Raw genomic sequence first — 20,389 nt, 5'->3', positions numbered from 1 at the left:
CACCCCTCCCCTCTCAGGAATCACCCGTCAGGAATCACCCGTCAGGTCAGCTGCAACCGCTGGTCGAGCCGCAGCCCTCGCAGATGTAGCAGGAACCGGCGCGCTGCATCTTCGTGCCGCAGGAGAAGCACAGCGGGGCGTCGGCCTGGATGCCCAGCTGCATCTCCACCAGCTCGGCGCTGGTGTGCGCCTGCTGCGGGGCGGGCTTGGCCGCCTCGACCTCGGCCTTCGGCGTGACGACGGCCTTCAGCTCCTGGGCGCGCGGCGCCGACTGGGCCAGGCCCTCGACGTCGACCTCGTCGTCGGCCGGCTCGTACGACCCCGTCTCCAGGTGGCGCTGACGCTCCTCGGCGGAGTGGATGCCGAGCGCGGAGCGCGTCTCGAAGGGCAGGAAGTCCAGCGCCAGGCGGCGGAAGATGTAGTCGACGATCGACTGCGCCATCCGCACGTCCGGGTCGTCCGTCATGCCGGCCGGCTCGAAGCGCATGTTGGTGAACTTCGAGACGTACGTCTCCAGCGGCACGCCGTACTGGAGGCCGACGGAGACCGCGATGGAGAAGGCGTCCATCATGCCCGCGAGGGTCGAGCCCTGCTTGGACATCTTCAGGAAGACCTCGCCGAGACCGTCGTCCGGGTAGGAGTTGGCGGTCATGTAGCCCTCGGCGCCGCCGACGGTGAAGGACGTGGTGATGCCGGGGCGTCCCTTCGGCAGGCGCTTGCGGACCGGGCGGTACTCGACGACCTTCTCGACCGTCTCGCGGATGGTCGCCTCGGCCTTCTCGGTGACCTCCGCCTTCTCCGCGTCCGTGACCGACTTGGTCTTGGCGGAGAGGGGCTGGCCGACCTTGCAGTTGTCGCGGTAGATGGCGAGCGCCTTGACGCCCATCTTCCAGGCCTCGAAGTAGACCTCCTCGACGTCCTCGACGGTCGCCGTCTCCGGCAGGTTGACCGTCTTGGAGAGGGCGCCGGAGATCCACGGCTGGATCGCGGCCATCATGCGGACGTGGCCCATCGCGGAGATGGAGCGCTCGCCCATGGCGCAGTCGAACACCTCGTAGTGCTCGTGCGCGAGACCGGGGGCGTCGATCACGTTGCCGTGCTCGGCGATGTGGGCGACGATCGCCTCGATCTGCTCCTCGTGGTAACCCAGGCGGCGCAGGGCCTGCGGCACGGTGCCGTTGACGATCTGCATCGAGCCGCCGCCGACCAGCTTCTTGAACTTGACCAGGGCGAGGTCGGGCTCGAGGCCGGTGGTGTCGCAGGACATCGCCAGACCGATGGTGCCGGTCGGGGCGATGACGGACGCCTGGGAGTTGCGGAACCCGTTCTTCTCGCCGAGGCGCAGCACGTCCTGCCAGGCCTCGGTGGCGGCCGCCCAGATCGGGGTGTCCAGGTCGTCCATGCGGACGGCCTTGGCGTTCTCGTCGGAGTGCTGCTTCATGACCCTGAGGTGCGGCTGCGCGTTGCGGGCGTAGCCGTCGTACGGGCCGACGATCGCGGCGAGCTCGGCGGAACGCTTGTACGACGTGCCGGTCATCAGGGAGGTGATGGCGCCGGCCAGGGCACGGCCGCCGTCGGAGTCGTACGCGTGGCCGGTCGCCATCAGCAGGGCGCCGAGGTTGGCGTAGCCGATGCCGAGCTGGCGGAAGGCGCGGGTGTTCTCGCCGATCTTCTGGGTCGGGAAGTCCGCGAAGCAGATGGAGATGTCCATCGCGGTGATGACCAGCTCGACGACCTTCGCGAAGCGCTCGACGTCGAAGGACTGGTTGCCCTTGCCGTCGTCCTTCAGGAACTTCATCAGGTTCAGCGAGGCGAGGTTGCAGGACGTGTTGTCCAGGTGCATGTACTCGCTGCAGGGGTTCGAGCCGTTGATACGGCCGGACTCCGGGCAGGTGTGCCAGTGGTTGATGGTGTCGTCGTACTGGATGCCCGGGTCGGCGCAGGCCCAGGCGGCCTCGGCCATCTTGCGGAAGAGCGACTTGGCGTCGACCTCCTCGATGACCTCGCCGGTCATGCGGGACGTCAGGGGGAACTTGCCGCCGTCCTGGACGGCCTGCATGAAGGTGTCGTTCACGCGGACCGAGTTGTTGGCGTTCTGGTACTGGACGGACGTGATGTCGTCGCCGCCCAGGTCCATGTCGAAGCCCGCGTCGCGCAGGGCGCGGATCTTCTCCTCCTCCTTGACCTTGGTCTCGATGAAGTCCTCGATGTCGGGGTGGTCGACGTCGAGGATGACCATCTTGGCGGCACGGCGGGTGGCGCCACCGGACTTGATCGTGCCGGCGGAGGCGTCGGCGCCGCGCATGAAGGAGACCGGGCCGGAGGCGTTGCCGCCGGAGGAGAGCAGCTCCTTGGAGGAGCGGATCCGGGAGAGGTTCAGGCCGGCGCCCGAGCCGCCCTTGAAGATCATGCCCTCTTCCTTGTACCAGTCGAGGATCGACTCCATGGAGTCGTCGACGGACAGGATGAAGCAGGCGGAGACCTGCTGCGGCTGGGGCGTGCCCACGTTGAACCACACGGGGCTGTTGAAGCTGAAGATCTGGTGCAGGAGGGCGTAGGCCAGCTCGTGCTCGAAGATCTCGGCGTCGGCGGGCGAGGCGAAGTACCTGTGGTCCTCGCCGGCCTTCCGGTACGTCTTCACGATGCGGTCGATGAGCTGCTTCAGGCTCACCTCGCGCTGCGGGGTGCCGACGGCGCCCCGGAAGTACTTGCTGGTGACGATGTTGACCGCGTTCACCGACCAGAACTCGGGGAACTCGACGCCACGCTGCTCGAAGTTGACCGAGCCGTCGCGCCAGTTGGTCATGACGACGTCACGACGCTCCCACGCCACCTCGTCGTAGGGGTGGACGCCGGGAGTGGTGTGGACGCGCTCGACGCGGAGTCCCTTGCCCGCCTTCGTGCCCTTGGCGCGGGAACTCCGTGCCGGACCGCTCGCCGTCTCTGTCATGCCGCCTCCCTGTACGGGCGAAAACGCCCTGAAGTGCCCCGCTTGTTCCCGTGGCACGGTGTTCTGTCTTGTATCGCGGGCATCTTTCGCGCCGCCCGCGACAGGTCTTTTGTCTCTCGCCGCCGTCCGGCCGGGCCCGGGCGCCGAAGTCCGGGACCGGCCCGCCGGTCAGTCGGCGGCGGACGCGGGCTCGGGGACCTGTGCCGCCCCCGTGGACCCGCGGTCGTTCTCCCGGCTCCCCGAGCCGGCGTCCTCGCCGCCCTCGCCGGGACGTCCCGTCGCCTCCCTGAGCTCCGCGATCGCGGCCTCGAAGTCCTCGAGCGAGTCGAACGCCCGGTAGACGGAGGCGAACCGCAGATAGGCGACGAGATCGAGTTCCTGCAACGGGCCGAGTATGGCCAGCCCCACGTCGTGGGTGGTCAGCTCGGCACTCCCGGTGGCGCGTACCGCCTCCTCGACCCGCTGGCCGAGCTGCGCGAGCGCGTCCTCGGTGACGGGCCGGCCCTGACATGCCTTGCGCACACCGTTGATGATCTTCGTGCGGCTGAACGGTTCGGTGACCCCGGACCGCTTCACCACCATGAGCGAGCACGTCTCCACGGTCGTGAAGCGACGGGAGCAGTCAGGGCACTGGCGGCGCCTGCGGATCGACGTGCCGTCGTCGGTCGTACGACTGTCGACGACACGGCTGTCGGGGTGCCTGCAGAAGGGGCAGTGCATGAACTCCGAACCCTCCTCACAGCAGACTCAATGACCTCGGAAGACCCTTCAGGCCCCTCCGAAGCAGCCCCCAGCATAGGCGATCGCGGAGGGTCCGAAGACCCGGGGGACCACAACTTGTGGGCTGCTCATGCAATCCAACCACTAGATGTGGGGATTGGCTCATACATACACGCCCTGCACGCGTGTCGCGCCCGTGCGTATACGAGTCGCACGGTCACCGCGCCACGACGCCCGTGCGCGCACACGGGCGCGTCGCCCTGGAGCATGCGGAGATACGGTGGGCGCCGCGGGGAGGGGACGTGGGACTACCGCACAGATGAGGGGCCCAGCCCGTCGAACGGAACGCCGGATGGCAGACTGGAGCAACCTCCCCGAGGGGGTCACCACGGCGGTGAAGAGTACAGCAATGTGACCTTTTGCCCGACGGACACCGCGAGAGCCATACACCCAGAGATGAGATCCGGGCGAGCGATTCGCGTTTTTTCACTCGAACGTGTGTTTGGCGCAACCTTTCGAAAGCTACTACCGTTGTGCAGCAGGGAGACCATCGAGAGGGGCTGACGTGACCACCACCGCCGACAGTGCCACCATCACTGCCCAGGACCGCCCCCAGGGCCCTGAGCCGGTGCACGCCATGAGCGACGCGACGAACCCAGAGGGGCACAAGCGCTCCCTGCCGGGCCGACCTCCCGGCATCCGGGCGGACAGCTCGGGACTCACCGACCGTCAGCGCCGGGTGATCGAGGTCATCCGCGACTCGGTGCAGCGCCGCGGCTACCCGCCGTCGATGCGGGAGATCGGCCAGGCGGTCGGGCTTTCCAGCACCTCGTCCGTCGCGCACCAGCTGATGGCGCTGGAGCGCAAGGGCTTCCTGCGACGCGACCCGCACCGCCCGCGCGCCTACGAGGTGCGTGGCTCCGACCAGGCCGCCTCCGTGCAGCCCACGGACACCGCGGGCAAGCCCGCCGCGTCGTACGTGCCGCTGGTCGGGCGCATCGCCGCCGGTGGTCCGATCCTCGCCGAGGAGTCCGTCGAGGACGTCTTCCCCCTCCCCCGCCAGCTGGTCGGTGACGGTGAGCTGTTCGTGCTGAAGGTCGTCGGCGACTCGATGATCGAGGCCGCCATCTGCGACGGCGACTGGGTCACGGTCCGCCGCCAGCCGGTCGCCGAGAACGGCGACATCGTGGCCGCGATGCTCGACGGCGAGGCCACCGTCAAGCGCTTCAAGCGCGAGGACGGCCACGTCTGGCTCCTCCCGCACAACGCCGCTTACGAGCCCATCCCCGGTGATGACGCGACCATCCTCGGCAAGGTGGTGGCCGTACTGCGCCGCGTCTGAGCGCCACGGCGGGCGGGTGCTCTACAAGAGCGACCCGCCGACCCGACCGGGCCCCGGAACCTCTGCGCCGGTTCCGGGGCTCCGCTCTGTGCGGAACCACCCGGTGACCGGCGCCGAGGCCCGCCCCTCGGGAGGGAGGGCCTCGGTCAGTCGCCCTCTGCCTCCCGCGCGGCCGCGTCGATGGCCGCGAGCGACCTGCGGACCTGATTCCGGTCCGTGGTGAACCAGAAGTCCGGCAGCGACGCCTTGAGATAACTCCCGTAGCGGGCCGTCGCCAGTCGCTGGTCCAGTACGGCGACCACGCCACGGTCGCCCGAGGCCCGTACGAGCCGGCCCGCGCCCTGCGCCATCAGCAGCGCGGCGTGCGTGGCCGCGACCGCCATGAAGCCGTTGCCGCCCGCCTCCTCCACCGCCTTCTGGCGGGCGCTCATCAACGGGTCGTCCGGGCGCGGGAACGGGATCTTGTCCATGACGACCAGCTGACAGCTCGGCCCGGGGACGTCCACACCCTGCCAGAGCGACAGCGTCCCGAAGAGGCAGGTCTGCGGATCGGCCGCGAAGTTCTTGATCAGCTCGCCGAGCGTCTCCTCGCCCTGGAGGAGGATCGGGTACTCCGGGATGCGCGAGCGCAGCTCCTCGGCGGCCAGCTGGGCGGCCCGCATCGAGGAGAAGAGCCCCAGCGTGCGGCCGCCCGCCGCCTGGACCAGCTCCGTCAGCTCGTCGAGCATGTCGCCGCGGTCGCCGTCGCGCGCCGGGCGTGCCAGGTGCTTGGCGACGTAGAGGATGCCCTGCTTGCGGTAGTCGAAGGGCGAGCCGACGTCGACGCCCTTCCACTGGGGCACGTCGTCGCCCTCGGTCCCCTCGGGGGCGAGCCCCAGGGAGGCCCCGACGCCGTTGAAGTCGCCGCCCAGCTTCAGGGTCGCCGAGGTCAGGACGACCGAGCGGTCGGTGAAGAGCTTCTCGCGCAGCAGCCCCGAGACGGACATGGGGGCGACCCGCAGCGAGGCACCGAAACGGTCGTGCCGCTCGTACCAGACGACGTCCCATTCGGAGCCGTTGGTGATCCGCTCGGCCACGTCGTGCACGGACTCCACCGAGGCCAGCGCCTGCTTGCGGACGGCGTCCTCGTCCTGCACGGACTTGTCGCGGGTCGCACCGATCGCGGAGATGACCGTACGACAGGCGTCGCGCAGCGCCATCAGCGCGTAACCGAGGTCCTCCGGGATCTCCTCCAGGCGGCCGGGCAGCGCCAGCTCCATCAGCCGCTCGAAGCCCTCGGAGGCGGTCTGGAGCTGGTCGGCGGCCTTCTCGTTGACCAGCTTCGCGGCCCGCCGCACCGCGCGGTTGACCTGGCCGGGGGTGAGCTCGCCGGTGGCGACCCCGGTGACGCGGGAGACCAGCTCGTGCGCCTCGTCGACGATCAGCACCTCGTGCTGGGGCAGGACGGGGGCGCCCTCGATGGCGTCGATGGCCAGCAGCGCGTGGTTGGTGACGACGACCTCGGACAGCTTGGCACGCTCGCGGGCCATCTCGGCGAAGCACTCGGCGCCGTAGGCGCACTTCGAGGCGCCCAGGCACTCGCGGGAGGACACCGACACCTGCGACCAGGCCCGGTCGGACACGCCCGGCGTGAGGTCGTCGCGGTCGCCGGTCTCGGTCTCGTCCGCCCAGTCACGCATCCGCAGCAGGTCCTGGCCCAGCTTGCTGGTGGGGGCGGCGGCCTCGAACTGGTCGAAGAGGCCCTCTTCCTCGTCCTGCGGGACTCCCTCGTGGAGCCGGTGCAGGCAGAGGTAGTTCGACCTGCCCTTGAGCATCGCGAACTCCGGCCGGCGGCGCAGCTGGGGATGGAGCGCGTCGACCGTGCGGGGCAGGTCGCGCTCGACCAGCTGGCGCTGGAGGGCGAGGGTCGCGGTGGCCACGACGACCCTCTCCCCGTGCGCCAGGGCGGGCACCAGGTAGCCCAGGGACTTTCCGGTGCCGGTGCCGGCCTGGACCAGCAGGTGGGAGCCGCTGTCGATGGCTTCCTCGACGGCTTCGGCCATGGCCACCTGGCCGGGGCGCTCCGTGCCGCCGACGGCGGCGACGGCGGCGTGCAGGAGTTCGGGGAGTGAGGGCTTCGTCATAGCGCGACCACCCTACGGCCCAGGACTGACAAACGGGCGGGCGCCAGAGACGGACGGGGCTGCGGGGAGCGCGAGGCGTGAGGGTCATGACGGGCGTGAGGCGTCACGGAAGGGGCTCCTGGGCGTATGAGGGCTGAGGGCATGGAGAGAGCGAGAGCGGGGGCCGGGGGTGGCACGGCGCTACGGCTGCGCGCGCGGCGTGCGTTCGCGGACCATGAGGGCGGCTCGCTTGGCGGGCAGGTCGATCTCGGCGGCGCGGCGGAACCCGGCGGCGCGGAACGCGGCGATCGAGGCCGTGTTCCGGACGTCGGGTTCGGCGAGCACGCGCGTGCAGGCGGGCCGCCGGGCGAGGACCAGGTCGGCGACGGACCTGATGAGCACGGTCCCGATGCCCCGCCCCCGGTCGGCGGCATCGCCGATCAGGAGGTGGAGGCCGGTGTCGTGCGGACGGACGGGACAGTGCCGGGCCAGCGGGTCGAGGTCGGCCCGGTAGATCTCCCAGTAGCTCATCGGCACCCCCTCCAGTTCACCGACGCACGGGACGCTGCGTCCGTCCCCCGCGACCTGCGACCGTAGGTGGTGCTCGGTCACGCTCCGTGCTCCGGCCAGCTCCCAGAACGCGGCGACGGCCGGGTCGTTCATCCAGCGGGCAATGAGGGGGATGTGCCCTTCGAGGTGCCCTTCAAGGTGCCCTTCGAGGCGGACGGGCACCAGGCGGAAGGCTCCCGCCGGGGTGTCGACGGGCCCCCAGCCGCCGACACCGTCCAGCAGGTCGACGTCGGCGCCCGGTGCCCCCTCCCGGGCGGAGGCGCTCCCCCGCTCGCCGAGGAGGGCGAGGAACTCCGCGGGCAGATGCAGGTCCAGCGTGTCGTCGGCGCCGGCGTCGGTGGAAGCCACGGTGTCGCTCCTTCGGGAGAGGGAGGGCGGAAAAGGGCGGGTGAAGGGGGGCGGGACGCGGCGCGCTCAGGCGTGCAGCGGGTTGGCGATGGTCACGTAGACGGACTGCGAGTCGACGGGACCGACGAGTTCGTCGAGGCCGTGCAGGCGGGTCAGCAGGTTGGCCTTGCAGCGCAGTACGGGCGAGTCGAGAAGGTGTGCGGGCAGGTGACCGCACCGAGGGGCGGGGCCCGAGGCGAGGGCGCGGAGGAAGCGGCGGAAGGCCGCGAGCAGCAGTCGTTCGTCGGCGAGGTGCTGGGATCCGAAGGCGCCGATGAGACCGAACACGTTGTTGACGGCGAGGTAGTAGGCGAAGCGCTCGTCGGCGACCTCGTCGGCGACGAACGTGTCACTGTGCTCGCCGATGCCGGGCAACCGGGCATCGAGTTCCGCCCGCCGTGACGCGCGGAAGTAGTAGCCCTGGTTGTCGCGGTAGCGTCCGCCGGCGGGCCAGCCGTCGCCGTCCAGCAGGAGGAGGGTGTTCTGCTGGTGCGCCTCCAGGGCGATCCCGGCGTGCGCGTCCAGCCACAGAACGGGACGTACGACGTGGTGGAGGTAGCGCAGGAACCACTCGGCCGCGACGGCCGCGCGGGGGCGGCCGGTCCGCCCGGCGAGTCGTGTCACCACCTCGGCCAGCCGGGAGTGGGAGGCGCGGGCGGCACGCCCCTCGGCGTCCTCCGCGCGCGCGGGCGATCGCGGTCCGCCGGGCCCGTCCGCGCTCAGGACGTCACGCGGCTCGACGAGCCCGGCCACGCAGGAGACGTCGTCCGAGGGCCGGAACGGGTTGTGCCGGACGATGGCGTCCAGCCCGTGCACGGGCTCGCCGTCCGGTCCGTCGACGGCGAGCCAGGCGGGGTCGCGGACGATGTCGAAGTCCGGGTGGGCCGCCTGCCACTGGCGGCCCAGGCCGCCGCGCAGCAGGCGGTGGACCTCGACTCCGCGGTGCAGTTCCTTGCGGAGGTTCTCCCGGCGGGAGTTGGTGATGTTCAGCGCGAGCGAGAGCTTGAGCATGGCCGGGGAACCGGTGCGGTGGACGGTCCGCAGGGAAGAGGTGGGGTGCCAGCGAGTTCCCCGCGCACCGAGGTCCCTGAGCAGGCCCGCCTCCATCAGGGCCTGAACCTCCGGTCGGTGCGACAGGGCGCGGAACTGCCAGGGGTGCACGGGGAGCAGCGCGTGCCCGTCCGGAGGTGTCGGCCCGTCGCCGGCGAGGCGTGCGGTGAGCCGGGGCGCGGAGACCGGCCGGCCTCGTTCGGTCCAGGCCGAGTCGGTCGCGAGGACGGAGGGGGCGACGGCCACCCAGTGCAGCGGGAAGGAGCCGCGCAGTTCGGGTGAGTACAGCCGCGTCTCCGCCTCGGTGAGCCCCTCGCGGCTCTTCGGGGTGGGGTGCAGCGGATGCCCGAGGAGCAACGCCTGCTCGGCGGCGAGGAAGCGGTCGCCCCCGTCCGGGAGCCGCGCATCCTTTGGCGGGCGCTCTCGCGGCTCCCGCGCTTCCCGCGGCTCTCCGCGTTCCAGGAGGAACAGGGCCGTACGACGGACGGAGTCCGCGACGCGCGCCACGAGGTCGGTCCCCTCCCGGGACGCTCCGCCCGACGTCTCCCGTACGAGCAGCGCGGCGACCGTGACGGCGTCCACCGGCGGTGCCGAGGAGGGAGCGCCGGCCAGGCTCGGGGGGCCGAAGCGGTGCCGCCCGGTCGGCGACCAGTAGTGGACGGGGACGGCGAGGCGCGTGCCACTGGCCGGGAGCGGTACGTGGAGGACGCCTGCTTCGGGCGCGGGCGCGTTGGTCTCGCGGACCCAGCAGCGGAGCAGGTTCTCCACGGCCGCGTTCTGGGCGGCGGCGTACGGGCCGGGTCCGTCCGCGCGAGCCGCCGACCGGGGTTCGGGGACCCGTACGGTTGCGGGGGCAGGGTCGGCGGCGGGTGCCTGCTCGGGCAGGGCATCGATGTGCGACACGGTTCCTCGCGAGGTGCTGTGCTGGGTGGTGAGGGTGCTGTGCGATGACGTGCTGTGCGTGACGTGCTGGGTGGTGGATCTCAGCGCGGGGCGCGTGTCCCCCGGGGCGCGGCGTGGTCACCGGGGTCTCGGTCCACGGCCGCCAGGGCGTCGGTGAGCCGGTCCAGGACCGCGGTCGTCTGCTCTTCGGTGACGATCAACGGCGGCCGCAGGCCTACGACGTTGGCGGACGGGCCCGTGACGTCCACGATCAACCCGCGGTCCAGACACGCGCGTCGGAGGGCGGCGGCGGTGCGGGGGCAGGCGCCACCGCCGCCGGTCGCGTCGCACGGCCCGTCCGGCGCGGTCAGCTCGATCCCGATCATCAGTCCCCGCCCGCGGACTTCACCGACGCACGAGAACTCCGCGGCCAGGCCGCTCAACCGCGCCAGCATCCCGCGCCCCAGCGCGGCGGCGTGCTCGGCGAGGCGGTGCTCGCGGACGTGGGCGAGGGTCGCCGCGCCCGCGGCCAGGGCGAGTTGGTTGCCGCGGAACGCACCGGCGCCGGACTCACCGGCGGGGAAGTCGTCGCTGTGCACGACCGCGGCCAAGGGGAGGCTGCCGCCGATCGCCTTGGAGAGGACCAGCACGTCGGGGACGACTCCGCTGTGCCCGACCGCCCAGAAGGCACCGGTCCAACCGACGCCCGTGTCGGTCTCGTCGGCGATCAGCGGGACGGAACGGTCCGCGGTGACGCGGCGCACACGCCGCATCCAGGCGTCCGGTACGGGCAGCACACCGCCTTCGCCACGCACGGCTTCCAGGATCACCCCGGCGGGCGGTACCGATCCCGCCCGCCGGTCATCGAGGACGGACTCGGCCCAGTGTGGGGCGGGTTCGGCCCCGCGTTCGCCGTCGTCCTCGGACGTGCGGTGCCGCTCCCGCGGGTACGGCACGCGCTCGAACCGCGGGGAGCAGACGTCGCCGGGGTCCGCGCACGCTTCGGTGACCGCCCCGTGGGCGTCGGTGAAGGCGATCACCCGGTTCCGTCCGGTGGCGGCGCGGACCAGTCCGGCGGCGGTGGCGAGGGGTTCCGCGCCCGCCGGTCCGCAGAACCGCACGCGCGCGCGGTCGGCCAGCCCGGGCGGCAGGGTACGCAGCAACTCGGTGACGAACGCGTCCTCGACGGGGGTGGTGAGGTCCATGACCTGCAAGGGGGCGCCCGAGTCGAGGACCTTGCGGACGGCTTCCAGCACGACCGGGTGGTTGTGTCCCAGGGCCAAGGTCCCGGCCCCGGAGACGCAGTCGAGGTAACGGCGTCCGTCGGCGCCCTCGATGGTGAGCCCCCGGGCCCTGACCGGAACCACGGGAAGGGAGCGCGCGTAGGTGCGTGCGGCGGATTCACGCGCCGCCTGGCGCTTCGGAGCGCTCACCTGCGCGCGGGGATCCGGCGCGTGCGGCTCACGGACGGGCCCCGCCTGGCCCGCCGTTCCCACCGGAGCCGTCGTTCCCACCGGAGCCACCCTTCCCACCGGATCCGCCGTTCCCACCGGACCCGCCGTTCCCACCGGACCCGCCGTTCCCACCGATCCCGCCGGACCCGTCGTTCCCGCAGGACCCCCAGACCCCCCGTACGCGCCTTCCGCCACGGCTCCCGACCTCCCGCTGTCCGGACGCGCCGACGTGTCGGTCGCCCTCGGCACGGGGGACCGCGCCCGGACGGTCGCCCCCACCGCTACCAACCGCGGACCGTCCACGGGGTTACGGGTTGCCCGGAGACTCCCGCCTCGACGGCGTGCCAGGTCAGAGGCCTTGTATCCGAACCGTTGCCGTACCGTCGGAACTCCCCCACAGCGAACGAATAGTGTGTGGCCCGTTCTTGTGAAGTTCACACCAGGGGGAGTCACCACCATGCGATCCATACGGCCGTCGTTCACCACGCGCGGACACAGGCGCGGGCGGCGCACCGCTTCCCCCGTGCCGGTCGCCGTGGCGCTCGTCTCCGCGCTCGCGCTCACCGCCACCGCCTGCGACTCCGGCGACCCGGAGGCGGGCGGCGACGCCTCGGCCTCCGCGTCCGCCGCGGACGCCGGCAACGGCGAGATCCGGATCCCGGACCACCTCAAGGACAAGCTCAGGGAACACGGGATCGACCCCGACGAGTGGAAGAACGGCGCCTGGAAGAACTGGAGCAAGGACGACTGGCTGCGTGAGGCGCAGGACTTCGTCAATCCGATCATCGAGGACCTGTGGGACCCGGACCGGATGCGCGAGGCCGAGGAACCGGAGCAGGAGGTCGACGACAGCGACCTCTCGGGTGACCAGGGTGTCACCGACCCGGAGCCCGCCCCGGTCCAGGCCGAGGCCGTTCCCCCCAAGTACCACGCCAACGCCGCCACGGCGGGCAAGCTCCTCTTCGACTCCCCCAAGGGTTCGATGGTCTGCTCGGCGACAGTCGTGAAGGACCCGGCCAACCCCGGCAAGTCCAACATGGTGTGGACGGCCGGTCACTGCGTGCACGCCGGCAAGAGCGGCGGCTGGTACCGCAACATCGCCTTCGTGCCGTCGTACAACGACGCGGGCATGTCGACCGAGGAACTGCAGACCGCCACCAAGGAAGAGGTCGCTCCCTACGGTGTCTGGTGGGGGGACTGGGCGCAGACCTCGGACCAGTGGATCGAGCAGGGCGGCGCGACGGGTGGTGAGGGCGCCGCGCACGACTACGCCGTCATCCACGTGACGCCGGAGAAGGGCAGCGACGGCAGGTCGCTGGAGGAGACGGTCGGCGCCGCGCTCCCGGTGGACTTCGACGCGCCCGCCGTACCGGAGGTGGAGAGCCTCAAGGCGATCGGCTACCCGGCCGCGCCGCCGTACGACGGCCAGAAGCTGTACCAGTGCCAGGACAAGCCCGGCCGTCTGTCGATCAACGCCTCCGACCCGACGATGTACCGCATCGGCTGCACCATGACCGGCGGTTCCTCCGGCGGCGGCTGGGTCGCCGCCGGCTCCGACGGCGCGCCCGCGCTGGTGTCCAACACGTCGATCGGCCCGGTGACGGCCGGCTGGCTGGCGGGTCCGCGGCTGGGCAAGGAGGCCAAGGGCGTGTTCGACGCGGTGAGCGGCAAGTTCGCCGGTCAGTGACCGCACGCCGAGCGCGACGCTCGGTCAGCGGGACGGCGGGGTTCGCTCGGTGGGCCCGGGGCCCCGCCGTCCGCTCCACGGCAGGCACTCGTTCGCTCTTCACACTTTTCCACGGGGGTCGTTCCACCATGCGTTCCGCACCCACGCCCGCCGCGCCGCGGCAGCGGCGCCGCACCCTGCTCGCCGCCACCGGCCTGGCGGCCGCCCTGGCGCTCACCGCCACCGCCTGCGGCGGCGCGGAGAAGGACCGGGCCGACGCCGAACCGGGCGGCGGCGCCTCCCAGGCCGCCGACACCGGCAGCGGGGGTGACGGCGAGGTCGAGATCCCCGCCGAACTCGCGGACCGGCTCGAGGAGCACGGCATCGACGCCGACCGGTGGAAGGACGGCGGCTGGAAGGACTGGGACGGGGACACGTGGCTCAGTGAGGCCAAGGACTTCGTCAACCCGGTGATCGAGGGTCTGTGGAAGCCGGACCGGATGCGGTCCGCGAAGGAGGCCGACAAGACCGTCACGACCCAGGACACGGCCGCCGGCCAGGGCGCCACCGACCCGGAGCCGGAACCCGTCGAGGCCACGGCCGAGAAGACGCCGTACCACGACAACGCCGCCCCGGTCGGCAAGGTCTTCTTCGACTCCCCCGAGGGCTCGATGGTCTGCTCCGGCACGGTCGTCAAGGACGCGAACCACCCGGGGAAGTCCAACCTGGTGTGGACGGCCGGTCACTGCGTGCACGCCGGCGGCAGCGGCGGCTGGTACCGCAACATCGCGTTCGTACCGTCGTACAACGACCTCGGCAAGTCCGAGGCGGAGCTGGCGAACGCGACCACCACCGAGACGGCCCCCTACGGCACCTGGTGGGCCGACTGGGCCTCGACCTCGAACCAGTGGATCCAGGGCGGCGCGGAGGACGGCGGCGACGGGGCCGCGTACGACTACTCCGTGCTCCACGTGCGGCCCGAACAGGGAAGCAAGTCCCTGGAGGAGACGGTCGGCGCCGCGCTGGAGGTGGACTTCTCCGCCCCGTCCGCGACCGAGGTCGGCAGCATGGGTGCCTGGGGCTACCCGGCGGCGGCGCCGTACAACGGCCTGGAGATGTTCAAGTGCGTCGACCGGCCCGGCCGGCTGTCGCTGAGCCCGTCGCTGCCGACGATGTACCGCATCGGCTGCACCATGACCGGCGGTTCGTCCGGCGGCGGATGGTTCCGGGTGGTGGACGGCGAGACCAGGCTGGTGTCGAACACCTCGATCGGTCCGCTGGACAACACCTGGCTGGCGGGTCCCCGGCTGGGCCGGGAGGCCGAGGCGATGTACCAGAACATGAGCAGGACGCACGGCGGCCGGTAGATCCGCACGCGACGAGGGCCCGCCCCCTGCCTGGCAGGGGGCGGGCCCTCGTCCTCGTACGGGGCTCAGGCGAGCGGCGCCGGAACGTACGGCGTCAGCTCCGCCGCCAGTTCCTCGTGCACCCGCAGCTTGAGCAGGGTGCCCTCCGGGGTGTGCTCCTCGGAGATCACCTCACCCTCGTCGTGGGCGCGGGCGACCAGCTTGCCGTGGGTGTACGGCACGAGCGCCTCGATCTCGACCGACGGACGCGGCAGATCGTTGTCGATCAGCGCGAGCAGCTCGTCGATGCCCTGGCCGGTGCGTGCCGAGACGGCGATGGACCGCTTCTCGACCCGCAGCAGCCGCTGGAGCACCAGCGGGTCGGCCATGTCGGCCTTGTTGATCACGACGATCTCGGGCACGTCGGTGGCGCCGACGTCCCTGATCACCTCGCGCACGGCGGCCAGCTGCTCCTCCGGGACCGGGTGCGACCCGTCCACCACGTGCAGGATCAGGTCGGAGTCGCCGACCTCCTCCATCGTGGAACGGAACGCCTCGACCAGGTGGTGCGGCAGGTGCCGGACGAAACCGACGGTGTCCGCCAGGGTGTACAGCCGGCCGCTCGGGGTCTCGGCCCGGCGCACGGTCGGGTCGAGGGTGGCGAACAGGGCGTTCTCCACCAGCACGCCCGCGCCCGTGAGGCGGTTGAGCAGCGAGGACTTGCCGGCGTTGGTGTAGCCCGCGATGGCGACGGACGGCACCTTGTGGCGCTTGCGCTCCTGGCGCTTGATGTCGCGGCCGGTCTTCATCTCCGCGATCTCCCGGCGCATCTTCGCCATCTTCTCGCGGATCCGCCGCCGGTCGGTCTCGATCTTGGTCTCACCGGGACCACGGGTGGCGAGGCCGCCGCCCTTGCCGCCGCCCATCTGCCGGGACAGCGACTGACCCCAGCCGCGCAGCCTCGGCAGCATGTACTGCATCTGCGCGAGCGCGACCTGCGCCTTGCCCTCTCGGGACTTGGCGTGCTGGGCGAAGATGTCCAGGATCAGGGCCGTACGGTCGATGACCTTGACCTTGACGACGTCCTCGAGGTGGATCAGCTGGCCGGGGCTGAGCTCACCGTCGCAGATCACGGTGTCCGCGCCCGTGTCGAGGACGACATTCCGCAGCTCCTCGGCCTTGCCGGAGCCGATGTAGGTGGCGGCGTCGGGCTTGTCGCGGCGCTGGATCACGCCGTCGAGCACGAGCGCGCCCGCGGTCTCCGCGAGGGCGGCCAGCTCCGCGAGGGAGTTCTCCGCGTCCTGCACGGTGCCCGTGGTCCACACGCCGACGAGGACGACCCGCTCCAGACGGAGCTGTCGGTACTCGACCTCGGTGACGTCCTCGAGCTCGGTGGAGAGGCCGGCCACCCGGCGGAGAGCCGCGCGGTCGGAGCGGTCGAGCTGCTCGCCGTCCCACTCCGCGTCGATCTCGTGGCTCCAGGCGACGTCCTCTTCCATCAGGGCATCGGCCCGAAGGCCCTCGGGGTAGGTCTGCGCGAGACGCTTGGTGTCCTGGGAAGGGGAAGAAGAGGAGGTCATTGGATCCTTACGTAGCTGGGAATCTGTTGCGCGGCACTGAGGCTGCGACACTCTTCACAACGCACGAGCCGCCGGGAGGATTCCCGCGGCCGGTGCCGTGCCGTCCCGAAGATGGTCGCACGGCACGGGCCGTCTCGTCACCGGCTTATTCCCCGTGGGCCTTGTCCGCGGCCGCCTGGGGCGCCTGGCCGGTCGTCGTCGGCTTCCAGTCCGGGTGGCCGGGCATCGGCGGGGTCTTCTCCCCGTAGAGCCAGCCCTGGAAGAAGCCGCGCAGGTCGCGGCCGGAGGTCTCGGAGGCGAGCCGGACGAAGTCGTCGGTGGTCGCCGTGCCGTCCCGGTGGCGGGTGACCCAGGCCCGTTCGAGGCGCTCGAAGGCGGGGCGGCCGATCTCCTGGCGCAGGGCGTAGAGCACGAGGGCCGCGCCGTCGTAGACGTTGGCGCGGAAGATGCCGGTCTTGCTGCCCGAGGTGGGCGGCTTCGGGGCGGCCGGCGGCCCGCCCTTCGCGCGCCAGCCGTCGGAGGCACCGTAGGCGGCCTTCATCCTCGCCTGGAGCGGCTTGTCCGCGGTCTCCTCCGCGTAGAGCGCCTCGTACCAGGTGGCGTGCCCCTCGTTGAGCCACAGGTCGGACCAGGTGCCCGGGCTGACACTGTTGCCGAACCACTGGTGGGCCAGCTCGTGCACCATGATCGACTCGACGTACCACTTCGGGTACCCGGGCTCGGTGAACAGCTCCCGCTCGAAGAGGGAGAGCGTCTGGGTCTCCAGCTCGAAGCCGGTGGTGGCGTCGGCCATGAGCAGGCCGTACGTCTCGAAGGGGTAGCGCCCGACCTTGTCCTCCATCCAGGCGATCTGGTCCGGGGTCTTCTCCAGCCACGGTTCGAGCGCCGCGCGGTGCTCGGTCGGGACCACGTCCCGGACGGGCAGCCCGTGCGGCCCGGTGCGGTGCAGCACCGTGGAACGGCCGATGGACACCTGGGCCAGCTCGGTGGCCATGGGGTGCGCGGTCCGGTACGTCCAGGTGGTCGACCCGCCGGACCGGTCCACGCCCGCCGGCAGTCCGTTCGCGACGGCGGTCAGCCCGTCGGGGGCCGTGACGCGGAACGTGAAACGCGCCTTGTCGGAAGGGTGGTCGTTGCAGGGGAACACCAGGTGGGCGACGTCGGCCTGGTTGGCCATAGCGAGGCCGTCGGCGGTGCGCACCCAGCCGCCCTCGCGGTCCTGCGGGTACACGGGGTCGCTGCTGTGCCGCACGGTGATCGTCGTCCACTCGCCCTCGTCGAGCGGGTCCTCAGGGGTGATCACGAGGTCCTCGCCGGCCGTGGCGAAGCCGGCGGGCTCGCCGTCGACCTCGACGGAGTCGACCTTTCCGTGGGCGAAGTCGAGGTTGACCCGGTCCAGGCCGGCCGTCGTCCGGGCGTCGATGGTCGTGACGGCCCGAAGCGGCTCGGTGTTGCTGCCGGAGTAGGTGAAGGAGAGGTCGTACGCCGACACGTCGTAACCGGGGTTGCCCAGGTGCGGGAAGAGGCGGTCGCCGACGCCCAGGGGGGTCGGCGGGGCGCTCGCGGCGACCAGGCAGACGGAGACGGCCGAGGCGAGCAGCGCCGCGGCCCTGAGCCGGCGGCGGGCTCCCGCGCGGAGGCGGGAAGCCGGGAGGTGAGGGGTGTGCAGCATGCCCCACGGCTATCAGCGCGCGCGTGCGCGACAGCGGCGACGCGCGCCCGGGACACCCGAACGGGTACGTCGCCGCGCCCGGCGACCGGTACGGGTATCGCGTCTCGCGGTCGGCGACCGGTCGGGGGCTCGGACCTCCCGGTCGGGTACCGGTCCAGGCCCGGACCACGCGATCGGGAACCGGTCCAGGCTCGGACCACGCGACCGGGAACCGGCCCCCGGCTCGGACTCCGCGCGGGAGCCCGCCGCCGGCTCAGGGCTCAGACTCCGCGGCCCGACCCCGTCCGGGGTCGCGGCCGGGCTCAGACCCCCGTGGTCTGCGGCTGGGCCCGGCTCACGTCGTAGACGCCGGGCACGTCGCGCATGGCGCGCATGAGGGCGGGCAGCCGGGCCGCGTCCGCGAGCAGGACGGTGTAACTGTGGCGGACCCGCTGCTGGTCGGGGGGTTCGACGGTCGCGGAGACGATCTCGGCGCCTTCGAGGGCCATGGCCTCGGTGAGGTCCGCCAGGAGATGCGGGCGGCCGAACGATTCGGCGAGCAGCGTCACCCGGCACTGGGAGCTCTCCCCCCAGCGCACGCCGACCTCGGGGCGCCCCGCGCTCCTCATGCGCGCCACCACCGCGCACCCCGCGCGGTGCACGGTCACCACTCCCCCGCGCACGGCGAAGCCGGTGATCTCGTCGGGCGGTACGGGGGTGCAGCACCCGGCCAGCCGTACGGTCGCACCCGGCGGGTCGACGAGGACGTCGGGGGCGGTGGGACGGGCGGCCGGCCCGTCGGACGCCGGACGCGAGGCGGGGGCGTCGCCCGCGGCGTCACCGCGAGGCGCCTCGGCCACGGTGGCCGCCGGCTCCGGGTGGGCAGCGAGCCGGCGCTGGATGGCGATCCGCGCGGCGGGGGTGTGGGCGTGCTCCAGCCACTCCCTGGAGGGCTCGGAGGCGGGGTCCTGCCCCATCAGGAGCTGCACGGTGTCACCGTCGCGCAGCACCGTGCTCATCGTCGCCAGGCGGCCGTTGACCCGTGCGCCCATCGTCGCGTGCGCGTCCTCGCCGTACTGGGCGTACGCGGCGTCGACGCAGGTCGCGCCCTCGGGCAGGCCGAGGGTGCCGCCGTCGGGGCGGAAGACGGTGATCTCGCGGTCCTGGGCGAGGTCCTCGCGGAGGGTGGACCAGAAGGTGTCCGGGTCGGGGGCGCCCCGCTGCCAGTCGAGCAGCCGGGAGAGCCAGCCGGGCCGGGTCGGGTCGACGCGCTCGCCGTCGCCCGCGCTCTGCTCCTCCGACGGCGTGGCGTAGGGATTGCCGAGCGCGACGACACCGGCCTCGGCGACCTTGTGCATCTGGTGGGTGCGGATGAGGACCTCGACGACCTGACCGTCCTGCGGGCGGGCCACCGCGGTGTGCAGCGACTGGTACAGGTTGAACTTGGGTACGGCGATGAAGTCCTTGAACTCCGAGACGACGGGGGTCATGCAGGTGTGCAGTTCGCCCAGGACGGCGTAGCAGTCGGCGTCCTCCTGCACGAGCACCAGCAGGCGGCCGAAGTCGGCGCCGCGCAGTCGGCCGCGTTTGCGCGACACGCGGTGCACGGACACGAAGTGGCGCAGCCGGATGAGGACTTCGGCGGTGATGTCGGCCTCGCGCAGCACCTTGCGCACGTCGTCCGCGACCTCGGCCAGGGGGTCGTCCGCGCGGGCGGCGTTCTCGTCGATCAGCTTCCGCGTGTGCTCGTACTCCTCGGGGTGCATGACCGCGAAGACGAGGTCCTCCAGCTCGGACTTGAGCGCCTGGACGCCGAGCCGTTCGGCGAGCGGGATGAGGACGTCCCGGGTCACCTTGGCGATGCGCTCCTGCTTCTCGCGGCGCATGACGCCGAGGGTGCGCATGTTGTGCAGCCGGTCGGCGAGTTTGATCGACATCACGCGCACGTCGTTGCCGGTGGCGAGGAGCATCTTGCGGAAGGTCTCGGGCTCGGCGGCGGCGCCGTAGTCGACCTTCTCCAGTTTCGTGACGCCGTCGACGAGGTAGCGCACCTCGGCGCCGAACTCCTCGCCGACCTGGTCGAGCGTCACCTCGGTGTCCTCGACGGTGTCGTGGAGGAGGGAGGCGGTCAACGTGGTGGTCTCCGCGCCGAGTTCGGCGAGGATCAGGGTGACGGCGAGGGGGTGGGTGATGTACGGCTCGCCGCTCTTGCGCATCTGGCCGCGGTGCGAGGACTCGGCCAGGACATAGGCGCGGCGCAGCGGGTCGAGGTCGGCGTCGGGGTGGTGGGCGCGGTGGGCCTCGACGACGTGGCCGATGGCGTCGGGCAGCCTGCCGCGGGCGGTGGTGCCGAGCAGCGCGGCACGGCCCAGGCGGCGCAGGTCGATCCGGGGGCGTGCCTTCCTGCGGGGCGCCGCCGGCGCGACGGCTCCGGTGGCCGCGGGCGGCACGGGGCCCGGGCTCGCTGGATTCACGGCCTCCGCGTTCATGGGCACCTCCGGCTGCGCGGACCGGCGGACGGGGTATCCCAGGGCGGACACGGCTCAGGGGATGGTGTCGTTCCCCCGTCCGGGCCGGTGCTTGATGCTATCGAGCCCATCACGTGCGGCTGACCGCCTCTCGCCGAGCGTGAAACGGATCACCCATTCGAGCGATGGTCCGAGGGTTTACGTTTTCGCACTGACTGTCA

General features: G+C 71.9%; 12 protein-coding genes. 3 read left to right on the top strand and 9 right to left on the bottom strand.

All coding sequences use genetic code 11. The features are described 5' to 3' along the window. Positions 1-46 precede the first annotated feature (46 nt). Complete coding sequence (locus ACFIF2_RS16770) at positions 47-2,950, bottom strand: vitamin B12-dependent ribonucleotide reductase (protein WP_395573442.1); 2,904 nt, start codon at positions 2,948-2,950, stop codon at positions 47-49. Positions 2,951-3,118: 168 nt separating this feature from the next. Continuing rightward, entirely contained in the window at positions 3,119-3,670 is a 552-nt protein-coding gene (nrdR, locus tag ACFIF2_RS16765) for a transcriptional regulator NrdR (RefSeq protein ID WP_395573441.1), read from the bottom strand. A 565-nt stretch (positions 3,671-4,235) separates the two neighbouring features. On the opposite strand from nrdR, the gene lexA reads away from it, so the two are divergent. Continuing rightward, positions 4,236-5,012: a transcriptional repressor LexA gene (gene lexA / locus ACFIF2_RS16760; protein WP_395573440.1), complete on the top strand. Its 777-nt coding sequence runs from the start codon at positions 4,236-4,238 to the stop codon at positions 5,010-5,012. A 146-nt stretch (positions 5,013-5,158) separates the two neighbouring features. On the opposite strand, the gene ACFIF2_RS16755 is transcribed toward lexA, so the two are convergent. From ACFIF2_RS16755 to ACFIF2_RS16740, 4 genes are all read right to left on the bottom strand, one after another. Continuing rightward, positions 5,159-7,135: an ATP-dependent DNA helicase gene (locus ACFIF2_RS16755; RefSeq protein WP_395573439.1), complete on the bottom strand. Its 1,977-nt coding sequence runs from the start codon at positions 7,133-7,135 to the stop codon at positions 5,159-5,161. Positions 7,136-7,315: 180 nt separating this feature from the next. Continuing rightward, positions 7,316-8,032 (bottom strand): GNAT family N-acetyltransferase, encoded by a 717-nt coding sequence (locus ACFIF2_RS16750; RefSeq protein ID WP_395573438.1) that lies wholly within the window; start codon positions 8,030-8,032, stop codon positions 7,316-7,318. A gap of 66 nt (positions 8,033-8,098) precedes the next feature. After that, positions 8,099-10,024: an IucA/IucC family protein gene (locus ACFIF2_RS16745; protein ID WP_395573437.1), complete on the bottom strand. Its 1,926-nt coding sequence runs from the start codon at positions 10,022-10,024 to the stop codon at positions 8,099-8,101. A gap of 80 nt (positions 10,025-10,104) precedes the next feature. Next, positions 10,105-11,436, bottom strand: coding sequence for an aminotransferase class III-fold pyridoxal phosphate-dependent enzyme (locus ACFIF2_RS16740; protein ID WP_395573436.1), 1,332 nt, complete (start codon positions 11,434-11,436; stop codon positions 10,105-10,107). Between the two features lie 478 nt (positions 11,437-11,914). Between ACFIF2_RS16740 and ACFIF2_RS16735 the strand changes: the two genes are divergently transcribed. Continuing rightward, on the top strand, positions 11,915-13,144 hold the full coding sequence (locus tag ACFIF2_RS16735) for a trypsin-like serine peptidase (RefSeq protein ID WP_395573435.1): 1,230 nt from the start codon (positions 11,915-11,917) through the stop codon (positions 13,142-13,144). A 128-nt stretch (positions 13,145-13,272) separates the two neighbouring features. Then, a complete protein-coding gene (locus ACFIF2_RS16730) occupies positions 13,273-14,490 on the top strand; it encodes a trypsin-like serine peptidase (protein ID WP_395573434.1) in 1,218 nt (405 codons plus the stop codon). 65 nt (positions 14,491-14,555) lie between these two features. Here ACFIF2_RS16730 and hflX read toward each other — a convergent pair whose 3' ends face one another. The 3 genes from hflX to ACFIF2_RS16715 form a co-directional block, all read right to left on the bottom strand. Beyond that, a complete protein-coding gene (gene hflX / locus ACFIF2_RS16725; RefSeq protein ID WP_395573433.1) occupies positions 14,556-16,049 on the bottom strand; it encodes a GTPase HflX in 1,494 nt (497 codons plus the stop codon). Between the two features lie 145 nt (positions 16,050-16,194). After that, entirely contained in the window at positions 16,195-17,721 is a 1,527-nt protein-coding gene (locus ACFIF2_RS16720; RefSeq protein ID WP_395573432.1) for a M1 family metallopeptidase, read from the bottom strand. Between the two features lie 302 nt (positions 17,722-18,023). Further along, positions 18,024-20,189, bottom strand: a complete 2,166-nt coding sequence (locus ACFIF2_RS16715; protein WP_395573431.1) for a RelA/SpoT family protein — start codon at positions 20,187-20,189, stop codon at positions 18,024-18,026. Between the last annotated feature and the right edge of the window lie 200 nt (positions 20,190-20,389).

It is taken from the genome of Streptomyces sp. BK79 (genome assembly GCF_044142145.1).
Lineage (GTDB): Bacteria > Actinomycetota > Actinomycetes > Streptomycetales > Streptomycetaceae > Streptomyces.
The sequence above is the reverse complement of the archived record's forward strand: the minus strand, read 5'-3'. Positions and strand labels throughout refer to the sequence as shown.

Bases quoted from the DNA above. Each gene is read 5' to 3' on its own strand.
- ACFIF2_RS16770 (WP_395573442.1), bottom strand. From the start codon at position 2,950: ATGACAGAGACGGCGAGCGGTCCGGCACGGAGTTCCCGCGCCAAGGGC.
- nrdR (WP_395573441.1), bottom strand. From the start codon at position 3,670: ATGCACTGCCCCTTCTGCAGGCACCCCGACAGCCGTGTCGTCGACAGT.
- ACFIF2_RS16755 (WP_395573439.1), bottom strand. From the start codon at position 7,135: ATGACGAAGCCCTCACTCCCCGAACTCCTGCACGCCGCCGTCGCCGCC.
- ACFIF2_RS16735 (WP_395573435.1), top strand. From the start codon at position 11,915: ATGCGATCCATACGGCCGTCGTTCACCACGCGCGGACACAGGCGCGGG.
- ACFIF2_RS16730 (WP_395573434.1), top strand. From the start codon at position 13,273: ATGCGTTCCGCACCCACGCCCGCCGCGCCGCGGCAGCGGCGCCGCACC.
- hflX (WP_395573433.1), bottom strand. From the start codon at position 16,049: ATGACCTCCTCTTCTTCCCCTTCCCAGGACACCAAGCGTCTCGCGCAG.
- ACFIF2_RS16720 (WP_395573432.1), bottom strand. From the start codon at position 17,721: ATGCTGCACACCCCTCACCTCCCGGCTTCCCGCCTCCGCGCGGGAGCC.
- ACFIF2_RS16715 (WP_395573431.1), bottom strand. From the start codon at position 20,189: ATGAACGCGGAGGCCGTGAATCCAGCGAGCCCGGGCCCCGTGCCGCCC.